General features: G+C 43.5%; 15 protein-coding genes. 5 read left to right on the forward strand and 10 right to left on the reverse strand.

What is annotated here, in order from left to right; translation table 11 throughout:
- The first annotated feature begins 28 nt into the window (after nucleotides 1-28).
- Entirely contained in the window at nucleotides 29-1,120 is a 1,092-nt protein-coding gene (locus tag M1E06_RS11425; protein WP_020451616.1) for a GntR family transcriptional regulator, read from the forward strand.
- A gap of 313 nt (nucleotides 1,121-1,433) precedes the next feature.
- Here the strand turns inward: M1E06_RS11425 and parC are convergent, their stop codons facing one another.
- The 3 genes from parC to M1E06_RS11440 all read right to left on the reverse strand — a co-directional run bounded on the left by parC (nucleotide 1,434) and on the right by M1E06_RS11440 (nucleotide 6,566).
- Nucleotides 1,434-3,857: a DNA topoisomerase IV subunit A gene (gene parC / locus M1E06_RS11430; protein ID WP_020451615.1), complete on the reverse strand. Its 2,424-nt coding sequence runs from the start codon at nucleotides 3,855-3,857 to the stop codon at nucleotides 1,434-1,436.
- Nucleotides 3,858-3,861: 4 nt separating this feature from the next.
- Complete coding sequence (gene parE / locus M1E06_RS11435) at nucleotides 3,862-5,829, reverse strand: DNA topoisomerase IV subunit B (protein ID WP_020451614.1); 1,968 nt, start codon at nucleotides 5,827-5,829, stop codon at nucleotides 3,862-3,864.
- Between the two features lie 323 nt (nucleotides 5,830-6,152).
- Nucleotides 6,153-6,566, reverse strand: coding sequence for a CoA-binding protein (locus tag M1E06_RS11440; RefSeq protein ID WP_020451613.1), 414 nt, complete (start codon nucleotides 6,564-6,566; stop codon nucleotides 6,153-6,155).
- Between the two features lie 178 nt (nucleotides 6,567-6,744).
- On the opposite strand from M1E06_RS11440, the gene plsY reads away from it, so the two are divergent.
- The 4 genes from plsY to M1E06_RS11460 all read left to right on the forward strand — a co-directional run bounded on the left by plsY (nucleotide 6,745) and on the right by M1E06_RS11460 (nucleotide 9,816).
- Entirely contained in the window at nucleotides 6,745-7,338 is a 594-nt protein-coding gene (gene plsY / locus M1E06_RS11445) for a glycerol-3-phosphate 1-O-acyltransferase PlsY (RefSeq protein ID WP_023857586.1), read from the forward strand.
- Nucleotides 7,339-7,440: 102 nt separating this feature from the next.
- Nucleotides 7,441-7,728: a HesB/YadR/YfhF family protein gene (locus M1E06_RS11450; RefSeq protein WP_020451611.1), complete on the forward strand. Its 288-nt coding sequence runs from the start codon at nucleotides 7,441-7,443 to the stop codon at nucleotides 7,726-7,728.
- Between the two features lie 267 nt (nucleotides 7,729-7,995).
- The gene (locus M1E06_RS11455; RefSeq protein ID WP_020451610.1) at nucleotides 7,996-9,027 is read left to right on the forward strand and encodes a YdcF family protein; all 1,032 of its coding nucleotides are present in this window, start codon (nucleotides 7,996-7,998) and stop codon (nucleotides 9,025-9,027) included.
- Nucleotides 9,028-9,453: 426 nt separating this feature from the next.
- Nucleotides 9,454-9,816, forward strand: a complete 363-nt coding sequence (locus M1E06_RS11460) for a YxeA family protein (protein WP_020451609.1) — start codon at nucleotides 9,454-9,456, stop codon at nucleotides 9,814-9,816.
- A 224-nt stretch (nucleotides 9,817-10,040) separates the two neighbouring features.
- Here M1E06_RS11460 and M1E06_RS11465 read toward each other — a convergent pair whose 3' ends face one another.
- The 7 genes from M1E06_RS11465 to acnA form a co-directional block, all read right to left on the reverse strand.
- Nucleotides 10,041-10,343 carry a hypothetical protein gene (locus tag M1E06_RS11465; protein WP_020451608.1) on the reverse strand — a complete coding sequence of 101 codons (303 nt, stop codon included), beginning with the start codon at nucleotides 10,341-10,343 and terminating at the stop codon, nucleotides 10,041-10,043.
- Nucleotides 10,343-10,759, reverse strand: a complete 417-nt coding sequence (locus tag M1E06_RS11470) for a YbgC/FadM family acyl-CoA thioesterase (RefSeq protein WP_020451607.1) — start codon at nucleotides 10,757-10,759, stop codon at nucleotides 10,343-10,345. Before M1E06_RS11470 ends, M1E06_RS11465 begins: the two co-directional genes overlap by 1 nt.
- Before the next feature lie 104 nt (nucleotides 10,760-10,863).
- Nucleotides 10,864-11,100: a small acid-soluble spore protein Tlp gene (gene tlp, locus M1E06_RS11475; protein ID WP_023857589.1), complete on the reverse strand. Its 237-nt coding sequence runs from the start codon at nucleotides 11,098-11,100 to the stop codon at nucleotides 10,864-10,866.
- A gap of 25 nt (nucleotides 11,101-11,125) precedes the next feature.
- Nucleotides 11,126-11,269 (reverse strand): acid-soluble spore protein N, encoded by a 144-nt coding sequence (locus tag M1E06_RS11480; RefSeq protein WP_003182261.1) that lies wholly within the window; start codon nucleotides 11,267-11,269, stop codon nucleotides 11,126-11,128.
- A gap of 68 nt (nucleotides 11,270-11,337) precedes the next feature.
- Nucleotides 11,338-11,463: an FbpB family small basic protein gene (locus M1E06_RS11485; protein WP_023857590.1), complete on the reverse strand. Its 126-nt coding sequence runs from the start codon at nucleotides 11,461-11,463 to the stop codon at nucleotides 11,338-11,340.
- A gap of 71 nt (nucleotides 11,464-11,534) precedes the next feature.
- On the reverse strand, nucleotides 11,535-12,041 hold the full coding sequence (locus tag M1E06_RS11490) for a redoxin domain-containing protein (RefSeq protein ID WP_020451605.1): 507 nt from the start codon (nucleotides 12,039-12,041) through the stop codon (nucleotides 11,535-11,537).
- Nucleotides 12,042-12,110: 69 nt separating this feature from the next.
- Nucleotides 12,111-14,837 carry an aconitate hydratase AcnA gene (acnA, locus tag M1E06_RS11495; RefSeq protein ID WP_020451604.1) on the reverse strand — a complete coding sequence of 909 codons (2,727 nt, stop codon included), beginning with the start codon at nucleotides 14,835-14,837 and terminating at the stop codon, nucleotides 12,111-12,113.
- Nucleotides 14,838-14,995: the final 158 nt, after the last annotated feature.

A 14,995-nucleotide genomic window follows, 5' to 3' on the forward strand; every position in this document is an offset into this window, starting at 1 on the left:
GCGAACAACTATGAAAGAAGTGAGTGAAATGAAACCAAAGTATAAGGTCATCATTAATGATATAAAGAGTAAAATCCTTTCAGGAGTTTACAGGGTAGGAGAACAAATTCCTACTGAATCCGCCATACAAGAAGAATACAAAGTCAGCCGGCACACTGTTCGAAAGGCGATTTTAGAGCTGGCGAACGAGGGGTTTTTAAGAAGTGAAAAAGGGTCTGGCACTTATGTAAGTAATCAGTATCAATCAAAACCTGGAGGGAATTCCAATAATAAAATAATTGGTGTAATTACGACCTACATTTCAGATTACATTTTCCCGTCAATTATTCGCGGAATTGAAGGGAGATTGAATGAGGCTAATTATTCGTTACTATTAGCTAGTACAAATAATGATGTCGAACAAGAAAAAAAAGCTTTGGAAATGATGTTGTCATTTGGCGTCGATGGTTTAATTGTTGAACCTACGAAAAGTAATCTATACAATCCGAATATTGCTTACTATTTATCGTTTAAGGAACAGGATATTCCTTTCATCATGATCAATGCTTATTATGAAGAATTAGATGTTCCTTTTCTTTGTCTCGATGATGTGCAGTCCAGCTATCTCGCAACAAAAGAATTAATATCAAAAGGACATACACAAATTGGTCTCATTTCAAAAATGGATGATTTACAAGGAAAGTATCGAATGAAGGGGTATATAAAAGCGCTTGGTGAAGCCAAATTACGATTTCAACCAGAGCATGTGCTTTCGTACAATACAGAGACGAAGCTGGAACTATACACAAACCTGAAGAAGTTTCTAAATGAAAAGAGAGACGTGTTGACTGCAATTGTTTGCTATAACGACGAAGTAGGGTTGGAAGTAGCAAATGTATGCAGACAACTTAATATTTCTGTCCCGGACAAATTGTCAATTATTGGACAGGACAATTCGTATATTGCCAAAAATGCGAATATCAAACTAACAACATTGACACATCCTCAAGAACAAATGGGACACGATGCAGCTGATTGGGTCATCAAGAAATTGCAAGGAAAGAAAGACTTACCAAACGAAACCTACTATCAGCCTGTGTTAATTGAAGGTGAAACCGTAAAAGAGTTAGATGTACAATAATCTTGGTGTGATCAAGGAAAACCCAGTCCATGTGCACTAAAGGCGTGAACGCGGACTGGGTTGTTTTACTCTGTTATTAATTAAGCAGCAGAGAATTTTCATGTATTTGACGCTTACTCCAAAAAGAAAGCGAAAATCTCACCGATACGGGAAAAAGCTTGTATCACAAGAAAGTAGCCTAGCATTTAAAAATGAACCTGTGTAAAGTTTATCTGGCATGCTCTTTTTCTGCAGCATTCTTCGTTGTCTTGCAGAATGGCTCTATTCTTGATAGGCATGTGGTGATATCCCTAGAATTGGGCGCAGGTCGATTTCACTCCCGTTCATGTTTGCTGATCCATACATCCGTTACTTCCCCTGCCTCATCTTCGTCGATGATGAAAGAACCGTTGCTGTACCGGTCATGAAGCTTGATATCTTTGACAAGCATCTCCTCTGTGATGCCTTTTTCGGTTTGAAGCGTGATTTGAGCATGATATGAGCATGCGAGCAGCCCGGTGATGCGGTGAGGTTTTTTCTTCAATTCCCTCAGCATGAGAACCCCTCGTTTCGCCCGTGACGTTTTTTCAAATTCGGTGCGGTTCATCCGCTTAATAGATCCGCGCTGGGTCACGAGCACAAGCACATCCGATTCTTCTAAAACCTGCCCGCTGGCGACAAAGTCGCCGTCTTTCAAATTGACGCCTTTGACACCGGCCGCCCTTGCGCCGACGACGCTGACCTCATCTTCTGAGAACCACAGACCGTAGCCGGAATGTGTCGCGATAAACAAATCTTTCGTTCCGTCCGTTACATGAACATCAACCACTTCATCGTCGCCTTTTAAGTTAAGAGCGACCAATGCTTTTGAATAGCGCTGTGCTTTATACTGCATCAGCTGAGTTCTTTTCGCCATTCCGTTTTTCGTAAAGAACAGCAGGTATTCAGATTCGGTAAACTCTCTGACAGGGATCGCCTTGACGATGGATTCATCGCTGTCGATCGATATGATATTCGTGATGTGCTGACCCAAGTCTTTCCATCTGATATCAGGAAGCTGGTGAACCGGACAATACACATAGCTTCCTTTATTTGTAAATAAGAGCAGTACGTCTGTCGTATTCATTTCCAGCTGACAGAGCAGACGGTCGGTATCTTTCATGCCGAAGTCCTGGCCGTTTGATGCAGCAAAAGACCGCTGGCTCGTTCGTTTAATATAACCGTCTTTCGTCACGGTCACATAAACGTCTTCAGACGCCACCATCACTTCAAGATTGATTTTGATTTCTTCAATTTTCTCCTCGATGACAGAGCGCCTTTGACCGGCATAGGTTTTTTTCACCTTTTTCAAGCTGTCTTTGATCACTTTCAAGAGTTTCTTGTCATTGGAAAGGATCTCTTCCAGCTCTTTGATCTTCTGGTCGAGTTCTTTTGCTTCTTCCTGGAGAGCCGTAATATCTGTGTTTGTCAGCCTGTACAGCTGCAATGAAACGATCGCTTCAGCCTGCGGCTCTGTAAATGCGAACTTTTCGATCAGATTGTTTTTGGCATCGCGCTTGTCATTGGAGGAGCGGATCGTCGCAATGACTTCATCCAAAATGGACAGTGCTTTCATCAATCCTTCTACGATATGATGCCTTTCCTTCGCTTTTTTCAGCTCATACTGAGAACGGTTGGTGATGACTTCTTTTTGGTGGCCGATATAAGCGTCCAAAATTGATGTGAGATTCATCAACATCGGTCTTCTGTTATGAATAGCCACCATGTTAAAGTTGTACGGAATCTGCAAATCCGAGTTTTTGTACAAGAAATTTAAAATACCTTGTGCATCCGCTTCTTTTTTCAGCTCAATCACGATTCTGAGTCCTGTCCGGTCGGTCTCGTCACGGACTTCGGAAATCCCTTCGACCTTCCGTTCAATCCTGAATTCGTCCATTTTTTTCACTAAATTCGCTTTGTTGACTTCAAACGGAATTTCAGTAATGACAATTTGCTGGCGGCCGCCTCTGATGGTTTCGATCTCGGCTTTGCCCCTGATGATGATTTTACCTTTTCCGGTTTCATAGGCTTTTTTTATGCCTTCTTTACCCTGAATGATTCCTCCGGTCGGAAAGTCCGGTCCTTTTACGAGCTCCATGAGGTCATCCACACTGCAGTTCGGCGAGTCAATCCGCCTTATCACGGCATCGATCACTTCCCCGAGATGATGCGGCGGAATGTCAGTCGCATACCCGGCGGAAATCCCTGTCGATCCGTTGACAAGCAGGTTCGGGAACATCGCCGGAAGGACGACGGGCTCCTTGCTTGTATCATCAAAGTTTGGCACAAACTCGACCGTTTCTTTGTCAATATCTCGCAAAAGCTCTGAAGCGATCGCTGCGAGCCTTGCTTCTGTATAACGCATCGCAGCCGGCGGATCACCGTCGATGCTTCCGTTGTTACCGTGCATTTCAACCAGCACGTTGCGAACCTTCCAGTCCTGGCTCATCCGCACCATCGCTTCGTAGACCGAACTGTCTCCATGAGGATGATAGTTCCCGATTACATTACCGACCGTTTTTGCGGCCTTGCGGAAATTCTTATCGTGCGTGTTCCCTTCCGCATGCATGGCGTATAGGATTCTTCTTTGAACAGGCTTCAGGCCGTCCCTGGCGTCAGGGAGCGCCCGATCCTGAATAATATATTTGCTGTATCGGCCGAAACGGTCGCCGATCACGTCTTCCAATGGTAAATCATGATAAATCTCTGGCTGTGCCATTTATTTAAACCTCCTCAGCGACCGATAAATTCTCGTTTTCTAAAATGTTGCTTTCTTCATCAAGTCCGAAAGCGACATTTTTCTCAATCCATTTTCTTCTCGGCTCAACTTTGTCGCCCATCAATGTCGTCACGCGCCTTTCCACACGGGCTGCGTCATCGATTTTAACCCTGACAAGCGTTCTTGATTCGGGGTTCATTGTCGTTTCCCAAAGCTGGTCAGCGTTCATTTCGCCGAGACCTTTATAGCGCTGAATCGTATATCCTCTTCCGACTTTTTTGAGGACGTCGTCCATTTCTTCATCAGACCAAGCATATTCAATGATTTCTTTTTTGCCAGACCCTTTGCTGACTTTATAGAGCGGCGGCAGCGCGATAAACACTTTTCCGTGCTCGATCAGCGGCTTCATATAGCGGTAGAAAAAAGTCAGGAGCAGCACTTGGATATGAGCGCCGTCTGTATCCGCATCTGTCATGATGATGACTTTGTCGTAATTGATGTCCTCAATGTCAAAATCAGCGCCGACCCCTCCGCCGATCGCATGAATAATCGTATTGATCTCTTCATTTTTAAAAATATCGGCCAGCTTCGCTTTTTCCGTATTGATAACCTTTCCGCGGAGCGGCAGGACAGCCTGGAATTTCCGGTCTCTTCCCTGCTTTGCTGATCCTCCGGCAGAGTCACCCTCCACGAGATACAATTCGTTTTTGGACGGATTCCTTGATTGTGCAGGCGTCAGCTTGCCGGAGAGCGTCGCTTCGGATTTCTTTCTTTTCTTTCCGCTTCTTGCCTCTTCTCTTGCTTTTCTCGCAGCTTCTCTTGCCTGGGAGGCTTTAATCGCTTTTTTGACGAGCAATGTTGCCGTTTCCCTGTTTTCTTCAAGGAAATATGCGAGCTGCTCGGAGACGATCGCATCAACGGCTGATCTTGCTTCACTCGTGCCGAGCTTTCCTTTTGTCTGTCCTTCAAATTGAAGAAGCTCTTCTGGAATCCGGACGGAAACGATGGCTGACAGGCCTTCCCGGATGTCCGTTCCTTCAAGGTTTTTGTCCTTTTCTTTTAAAAGGGCCACCTTTCTCGCATATTCGTTGAATGCTCTTGTCATCGCCGTTTTCGCACCGGACTCATGGGTTCCTCCGTCCTTTGTTCTGACATTATTGACGAATGACAGGATGTTTTCGGAATAGCCGTCATTAAATTGAAACGCAAAGTCCACCTCGATGCCGTTGTGCTCCCCTTCAAATGAGACCACTTCAGAAAGCGCGTCTTTCTCCTCATTTAAATAAGCGACAAAAGCTTCGATTCCGTTTTCGTATAAAAACGTTTCTTTTGTTTGATCGCGTTCATCGATCAATTCGATTTTTAATCCTTTTAACAAAAAGGCTGATTCTCTCAGACGCTCTGAAAGCGTTTCAAAGTTAAAAGTCGTTGTGCTGAACATCGTAGGATCAGGCTTGAAATGAATCAGGGTGCCGGTCTTTTTGGTCGTTCCGATTTTATCAAGGGATGTCACCGGTTTGCCGCCGTTTTCAAAACGCTGCCTGTAAACATTTCCGTCCCGCTCAATTGTGACTGTCAGCCACTCAGACAGGGCGTTTACAACGGATGCACCGACGCCGTGCAGCCCCCCGCTCGTTTTATAGCCGCCTTGGCCGAACTTTCCTCCGGCATGCAGCACTGTCAAAATAATTTCGGGAGTCGGTTTGCCCAGCTTATGCATTCCTGTTGGCATTCCCCGGCCTCTGTCTTGCACCGATATGCTGTTATCTTTATGTATCTTTACTATAATATGATTCCCATGGCCCGCAAGGACTTCATCGACGGAATTATCGACGATTTCATATACGAGATGGTGCAGGCCCCGGCTGTCTGTCGAACCGATGTACATACCGGGGCGTTTTCTGACCGCTTCAAGGCCTTCGAGCACCTGTATGGAATCATCATTATAGTCAAATTGCTGTTTCTTAACCAAATGCATAAACCCCTTTCAAAAATCAAACATTGCTTATAAAGAATAATACACACTCTGTCATGTAAAGCAAAGTATTATCCGATTCTTTTCCAATCGCTTCAAGCATTGTCGGGAAAATGTTAAAATGAAAGCCGTTTTTTTGCACAGCCGTCATTTTACACGATTCGTCCCTTGGAGGACAAGGCTTTTCCACCAGCAATTGGAAAATCATTCTTAAAAAAACTGTCCAAGACTTATTGTAGCCGTTTTTCACAGCAATTCGCAAACATATTCTCGCATAAAAAAGACAAAAACCCTTGAATAAACAAGGATTTTTGTCTTTTTTATGCCGATTTTGTTAACGCGTGTGCCACTTTTATACACAAATCCATAATCACCGTATAGCCTTTTTCGCTCAGAAGCCGATAAGCTTCTTCGTTGACAAGCCCCTGCTGCGCCCAAAACACATCTGCGTCTATCTCCAAGAATTCCTTTGCGACATCGCGCAGATGTTCGGATCTTCTGAACACATTGACGATATCGACATGTCCTTCAATGTCTTTTAATGATGCCACAGCCTTGACGCCCAGCGCCTCATCTATGGACGGATTGACAGGGATGATGTCATATCCCGCGTCCTGCATCGCTTTTGATACCATGTACGATGTTCTTTCAGGATTGTCGGACAGGCCGACTACCGCGATTCGTTTACTGTTTTCAAGAATGCTTTTGATTTCCTGTTTAGAAGGGTTTTCCATGGCGATCACTCCTTTTACGTTCAGTTTACACGAAATCAAAGGCGATAATCAAAATTTTCATATGATTAGGGCGCATTATCTTGTATGATATATACGGTACTTCTAAAGAAAAGCCGTCATGAAAAGCGCCTCTCATGTTAAAATAAAGAGAAGGGATCATCTAAAAAGGAGAAATGAAATGTTAATTGCTTTATTATTTGTTTTAGCCTATCTACTCGGCAGCATTCCGTCCGGCTTAATTGTCGGAAAGGCCGCCAAAGGAATCGACATCAGGGAACACGGCAGCGGCAATCTTGGCGCCACCAATGCATTCCGGACACTTGGGGTGAAAGCCGGCTCCATCGTGGTGGCTGCGGATATTTTGAAAGGGACGCTCGCCGCCTTTCTGCCCACCATCCTCCACATCGGCGTACACCCTTTGTTGGCCGGTGTAGCCGCAGTCATCGGGCATATGTTCCCTGTGTTCGCCAAATTTAAAGGCGGAAAAGCTGTCGCTACTTCCGGAGGCGTATTGCTTTGCTATCAGCCTTTTCTGTTTCTCACAATGATTGCGGTGTTCTTTCTGTTTTTGTATATCACAAAATATGTATCGCTTTCTTCCATTTTAACCGGCTTGTATACAACGGTTTACAGCCTGTTTACGAAAGATCTTTTATTGGTGGCAGTCGTCGCCTTTCTAACGGCGTTTGTCGTATACAGACACAGGACGAACATTAAACGCATTATGGATAAAACCGAGCCCAAAATCAAGTGGATGTCCGGCAAAAAATGAGCCTATCCGAAAAACATTATATTTTCATGATCGGACAAAATCGTTATATACTATAAATAGATTCAGCATGCTTTGAAACAAATGATGAAGGAGTGCTTGCCCGTGAATTTGAAAATTAATGAAGAGGCGCTTAAATGGTATAAGGACGAGCTTGATTTAAAAGAAGGAGATCAGGTTCGCTTCTTTGTCCGTTACGGAGGCTGCAGCAATGTTCAAAAAGGCTTCTCCCTTGGGGTTTCAAAAGATGAGCCGCAGCAAATCGGTGTGAGCGCGGAAAAAGACGGCATTACGTTTTTCGTTGAAGAAAGCGATGTATGGTATTTCGACGGCCATGATCTGCTTGTCACCTATAACGAATCTTCGGAAGAGCCTGTTTTTGAATATCAGTAAAAAAGAGCATTTTATAAAGCTTGCAGAGAAACTCTTGTTTTTCTGCAAGTTTTTTTATTTTTCATCTTAATTAAAGTACCGAAAAAAGCCTTCCAACACATAGACTGGCTCGCCTGAGTGTGCGGCAGCTGCACACCGTACGCTGCGTACACCTCCCGAATAACCGAGTGAGTATAGATTCTGTATATCTAAAATGCAGTTCGTCTAAAATAAACCGGCAAGGATTTTCCCATATTATACAGAGTCATTGAGATCGAGGTGTTTGACATGGTTTACGGTGTGAAAACCTTTATTTTGCTAGCTGTTTTTCTGATCTTTTATTTAACGGACCGAAGAAGGATCATCAACGGTTTTTTATTCAATCTATTTTTTTGTTCATTTCTTGTTCTATCCTACTATCTGGCATACGTTGTCGGAATCGGTTTTTTCAGACTGTTCGTCATTGTACCGCTGCTGATCTTTTTCTTTATCCTAACGTTTGGTCTATTTGCTTTAATGATCGGGTTATTTCTGAATGCGAGAATTCTTATCAAAAGAGAAGGACGGCGATTGTCTAATTGTTTGACTTTAATTTCCGGGTTAGGCATTATCATATTTTTCCTATTATCCGTGATTGACCCCGCTCGTTTTTTATCGCCAAATGTTCAGCCATTGTTTGCGGAATCATCGCTTATTACGATCTATTTCTTTTTTCATTTAACAAATTTCTTAACAGCTTATTTTCTATATCAATTTAACAGACCGAAGCTTAATCAGGATTACATCATCGTTCTCGGGAGTGGATTAATTAACGATACAGTACCCCCGCTTTTAGCAAGCAGGATCAATAAGGCTGTCGATTTTTATTTGAAACAGACAGCTGTTGCTTCTCCGCCTAAAATCATTTTCTCCGGCGGGCAAGGACCTGATGAAAATCTTTCTGAAGCCGAAGCTATGCAAAGATATGCTATAAAAAAAGGGATACCTGGAGAGCACACTTTGAAAGAAGACCGTTCTGTAAATACATATCAAAATATGCTTTTCTCCAAACAACTGATGGACTCATTAACAGACGGCAAATATAACAGCATCTTCACAACAAACAATTTCCATCTGTTCCGTGCCAGCCTATATGCAAAACGAGCAGGCTTGAAAAGCGATGGCATCGGTTCAAAGACCGCTTTTTATTATTGGCCGAACGCCATGATCCGTGAATATATCGCTGTTGTGGTGATGAATCGTAAACGGCATAGCATTGTCGTGGGAACTATATTGGGTATTTCTATCCTTTTGACCGCATTTAATTTTTTCATTGATTAAAAAATGGCAGTCTCAATTGATTATGATGGGTATTTTCGAAGGACATCTTCACCAAAAAGGTGTCTTTTTGCTTGGAAAATATAATTTCACTGCACTGATGCTTCAAATATATTTTTAATAGTCAGCATAACAGCGATTGATAGAATGGAAAACGATTTTCCCCCTATTTCGCAAAAACCTCCCCTTCTTTTATCTGCAACAAGCCACAACTGAAAAGTGATTTTCTCAAATGCTAAAGCCTCAATTTACCCTTATCAGATCTAATGGTGAACAGGTTCTTTTTTCTCAATGCTTCTCCCTGCTTCAAGTAGCTGTTTTTTTGGTGCGCTTGGACTTTAAATGCTTACAACAGTGAAAGGAATATGTAAGATAAATCAATGGTTTCGTTTGGAGGTTTTATATATGATGGGTTCGAGGTGATAAAAGATGAAATGGTTTTTAGGGATTTTAACGGTAGGACTGATGATTTTGGCCGGGGGCTACTTTTTATATTCCGGATATTATTCAACGGAAGATTATTACGTCAAAATTACAACAGATCCAAAAGTCGTTAAAGAAAAAACAAGTGATGGATACACATATATAAATTATAACTATGATGTTACGGGTTATGATAAAGATGGAAAACCCAAAAACCTAAAACTCTCTTCTCAGGAAAAAATGCAGAAAGGTCAGTATTATATTATTCATTGGGAAGACAGAAGGGAAATCATATCCAGCAAAGAAAAAGCAAGCGAGAAGCAAATAGATCAGGACATCATGCACAAATTAAACAATCAAAGTCAATGAGACGCTTACTCTGCTCCCTAAAACTTCTTGTTTTAGGGACTTTTTCACGAAAAATAAAATGACTGCGGCCTTATCAAGGCATGAAAAACACTAAGGTACGACATCATTGAAACTAAAGATATCGTTCCGACTTTTTCTCCTTCAATGTTTGCTCATCAGGATGAAACAAGCAAGGACAATGCTTGCTTGTTTCAAGGGTGTCCGGGTATCTCTAAAACACCGGATTATTCGAGCCTGAAACGCTTGATATGGCTTGAGAGCTTTTCTTGTTTTAAAATCTCGATCTGCTTCTCTCCCAATAAATCAAAGTGAGGAAATTTGCTTCTTTTATGGATCCACTCTTTTTTCAGTCCGTACTGTTTGCCCCACTCTGCAAGCTTATCAATGTTGCCGCATCCGGCTTTTGTCACGGTATTGACATCCGGATACCTGTCATCGAGCCAGTAATGCGTGAGGAACGCAACTTCGCCGTTTAAAACGGCGCGCTTCCATTCGTTCAGCTCGTTTCTTTTAATACCGAATGCCATTACTTTTTGGCCTCTTCATAAGCTTCATGCCACTTTGGATAAAGCTTACGGAACTGAACCGGTTTGAAGCTGTCCCCGTCAACGCAAATATGGGACGATGTGGCCTTCACAGCGGTTTCACCAGCGGAATTGAAGATTTCATACCCATATACCGTTTTAAAGCCATTATATTCTTCAATCCATGTATGTACCGTCGCGGTTTCACCGTAGCGAAGAGGTTTGACGTAGCGGACATTGATATCCACGACAGGCGACAGGATGCCGTCTTTCTCCATTTCGGCGTAAGAGAAGCCGAGTTCTTTAATTAAAGCCGTCCGTCCAACCTCCATCCAAATCAAATAATTGGCGTGATAGACGACCCCCATTTGGTCTGTTTCGGCATAGCGGACTTCTATTTCTTTTTTTGAGACGTACAAATTCCTCTACTCCCTTTTCACAATATATATAATCCAATCTTAGCATATAGAATGGGCAAAAACACGACAGACGGCTTCATGCAAAAAAACCAGGTCGCCCTGGTTTATTGATGATATCCGTTTTCGCGGTCTTCCGCCTCGTCATGGATTTCATTGCGCATCGCCTCAATGCTCTCATTTCGGCGTTGATTTTTTTCGCGGATCTGCTCCTGTTCCGCCTGGTTGGCAAAAGACAGCTGCTCCTCAGACTCCTCGATATTTTCGATTGTGTTCTGCACCATGTCTTGAAGCTTCTCCACGTTGTCTGATCTGTCATCCGGATGATGTTTTTGGTGTGTCATGCGGGTCTCTGCCTCCTTTTCTTCTTTACTCGCCTTTTGTCTGCATAATGATCGGCGTTTCTCCTGATTTATCATGCATCTTTTTTCCTTTGTTGCGCTTATATTCTACCGGTTTTGTCCCAAGATGGCTCGGGGCAAATTTAGACTGTTTGTCATGTTCCCTCGGCATGTCTATCCCTCCTTTTCAGCATTAGGATTCTCAAAAAGGAGCGTAAACATGAATCGATTTTTAAAAAGTCACTTCAGCTTAAATTTCTCTTCAAGCTTATCTTCCAGCCGATCAAGAAACTCCTGGTTGGTCATGAGCTCCTTTTTGTTTTCCAAGACAAGTTCTTCAAATGTCCGCCTTTTCGTTTTTTTCATGTTGAATCACCTCCAGCTTGTTTTCATTTTCACCATTTTTTGGGCGATATAAGCAAAAAAGCCGGGATTTTTTATAATCCCAGCTTTTCTTCCATATTCTTTTTCGACATCGTCCCAAGGACGATATCTTGAATCATTCCGTTTTCATCAATAATAAATGTTGTCGGATACGAAAAAATCTCGTATTTCGCATTGATGCCCGTGCGATCTAAGACGATAGGGAAATGTAAACCGTGCCTTTCGGCAAACGTTTTGACCGACTCTTCGTTTTTCTCGGAAGAGGTAAAGTTGACGGCCAAAACGGCAATGTCCTGATTTTCGTTTTGGAGTTCTTCCATTGCAGGCATTTCTATTTCACACGGTTTACACCAGGTGGCCCAAAAATTTAACAGCACTTTTTTTCCTTTAAAGTCTGATAAAGATACATCGTTTCCATCCTTTAAAGACGGAAGCGTAAAATCAGGCGCCTTGTCTCCTTTCGCAATGCCGATTTCGGCTTCCTTTTGCCCTGTGAAGTTCCATACCGCAAGACCGGCCAAAACGAAAAGAAACGCGGCAGCCAGCAATTTTTTCATCATCGGCATCCTCCAATTCAGGATCACGCTGAAAAAAGAAGAGAAAGCTAAAGGCTTTCTCTCCTCATTCAATTACTGTTTCATTTTATTGCGGAGCACCATTTGCAGGATTCCGCCGTGACGGTAATAATCGATTTCTACTTCGCTGTCAAAGCGTACAACAGCTTCAAACGACTTGACTGTGCCGTCTTCGGCAATCGCTTTGACTCGAACGAGATCCCGCGGGCGAACCGTCTCACTCACGTCAACTTCAATCGTTTCTTTCCCGGTCAAACCGAGCGTTTCAGCGTTTTCTCCCTCTTTAAATTGAAGCGGAAGAACGCCCATCAGCACAAGGTTGCTTCTGTGAATTCTTTCAAAGCTTTCTGCAATGACGGTTTTGATGCCGAGCAGATTTGTTCCTTTTGCCGCCCAGTCGCGGGAAGAACCCATTCCGTAGTCTTTTCCGGCAATGACGACCAGACCTGTGCCGTCTTCTTTATACTTCATGCAGGCATCGTAGATGGACATTACTTCTCCGGTCGGCCAATACGTTGTATAACCGCCTTCTGTACCCGGAGCGATCTGGTTTTTGATTCTGATGTTGGCGAATGTTCCCCTCATCATGACTTCATGGTTTCCGCGTCTTGAACCATATGAATTGAAGTCTCTAGGAGAAACGCCTTTTTCCTGCAGATATTTTCCGGCTGGCGTGTCTTTGCCGATCGCTCCCGCAGGAGAAATATGGTCTGTCGTGACAGAATCTCCGAATTTACCGACAATGCGCAAGCCTTTAAGCGGTTCAACCGTACCAGGCTCAACTGACATGTTTTCAAAGAACGGCGGGTTTTGAATGTAAGTGGATTCTTCATCCCATTTATACAGGGCTTCATCCGTTGTTTCAATCGCATTCCAGCGTTCATTGTCATCAAACACGCGCTCATATTCTTTTCTGAACAACTCAGGAGTAACGGTTTGCTTCACGACGGAGTTGATTTCGTCCATCGTCGGCCAAATATCGTTGAAGTATACGTTTTGACCGTCTTTTCCGACGCCGATCGGTTCGTTTTTCAGGTCAATATCTACCGTGCCCGCCAATGCATAGGCTACGACAAGCGGCGGAGACGCCAGGTAGTTTCCTTTGACAAGCGGATGAATCCGGCCTTCAAAGTTACGGTTTCCGGAAAGGACAGACGTAATCAGCAGGTCGTTTTCGGCAACCGCTTTTTCGATTTCAGGCGCAAGCGGTCCGGAGTTCCCGATACATGTCGTACAGCCGTATCCGACGATGTTAAATCCAAGCTCGCGCATATATGGAAGCAGGCCTGAATTGACTAAGTAGCCTGTTACGACTTTTGAACCCGGAGCCAGGGATGTTTTCACATAGTTCGGTACTTTCAATCCCAGTTCAACCGCTTTTTTAGCGACAAGGCCCGCACCGATTAAGACATAAGGGTTTGATGTATTTGTGCAGCTGGTGATCGCCGCAATCGCAATCGCACCCGTTTTCATGACGGCTTCTTCGCCGTTTTCAAGCTTAAATTTGATTTCTTTGTCAGCCTCACTCGCGTTTAAACCGAATCCCTGGTTCCCTGCAGGGCTTGCCAAATGCTTGTGGAATGTCTCTTTCATGTCAGTCAGCGGAATGAGATCCTGAGGACGCTTCGGACCTGAAAGATTCGCTTCAACTTTTGACAAGTCAATTTCAACGATATCGGTAAATACGGGATCTTCCTGATCAGGCGTGTAGAACAATCCGTTTTGACGGCAATATTCTTTCACCACATTGATATGTTCTTCATCACGGCCTGTTAAACGCATGTATTCCAATGCTTCCTCATCAACAGGGAAGAAACCGCAAGTCGCGCCGTATTCAGGAGCCATATTTGCGATTGTCGCACGGTCTGCAAGCGGAAGTTCTGCAACACCCGGTCCGAAGAATTCGACGAACTTTCCGACCACGCCTTTTTCACGCAGCACCTGTGTTACTTTAAGCGCCAAGTCCGTCGCCGTCGTGCCGTTCGGCAGCTTTCCGACAAGCTTCGCTCCGATTACTTCAGGTACAGGGAAATATGAAGGCTGGCCGAGCATGCCCGCTTCAGCTTCAATTCCGCCGACGCCCCAGCCGAGAACGCCGATTCCGTTGATCATCGTTGTATGGGAGTCAGTACCGACAAGCGTGTCAGGATAAGCGACAATCTCGCCGTCTTCTTCCACAGCATGGACAACGTTTGCCAAATACTCAAGGTTCACCTGGTGAACAATACCTGTAGCAGGGGGAACAGCCTGATAGTTATTAAACGCTTTCTTAGCCCAGCTTAAAAATTTGTAACGCTCTGCATTTCGTTGGAATTCAAGGTCCATATTAATTGTCAATGCATCTTCCGTACCCGCTTTGTCAACTTGTACGGAGTGGTCGATGACAAGGTCTACCGGTATTTCAGGATTGATTTTATCCGGATCTCCGCCGACTGAAGCCATCGCTTTTCTTAATGAAGCAAGGTCTACAACGGCTGGAACGCCGGTAAAGTCCTGCAAAATAACGCGGGATGGTTTGAAAGGAACGTCAATATCCTTTAATTCGGCAGTGCCCCATTTTGCCAAGTTTTCAACGTGTTCCTTTGTAATGACTCTCCCGTCTACTTGACGAAGAACGGATTCGAGCAAAACTTTAATGGAATAAGGAAGTTTTGATACGTTTCCGATTCCTTGATCCTCTAATGCTTTTAAAGAATAATAGCTGTACGTTTTGCCTTGTACTGTAAACGTTTTTCTTGATTGAAAAGCGTCTTTTTTTGCGACTTGTTGCTGATTCGCCATTTCTCCAAAATCCCCCTTTAAAGATCAAGATCATACGCCAGAAAAATCGGCATATTTCACCACAATTTTCTCACAATTTAATCTTAAAACAATTTTAAACATAAGTAAATATCAATGTTTTTATTAAATTCAATAAGAATGCCTTATATAAGGAAAAA

Source organism: Bacillus sp. AK124 (genome assembly GCF_053903085.1).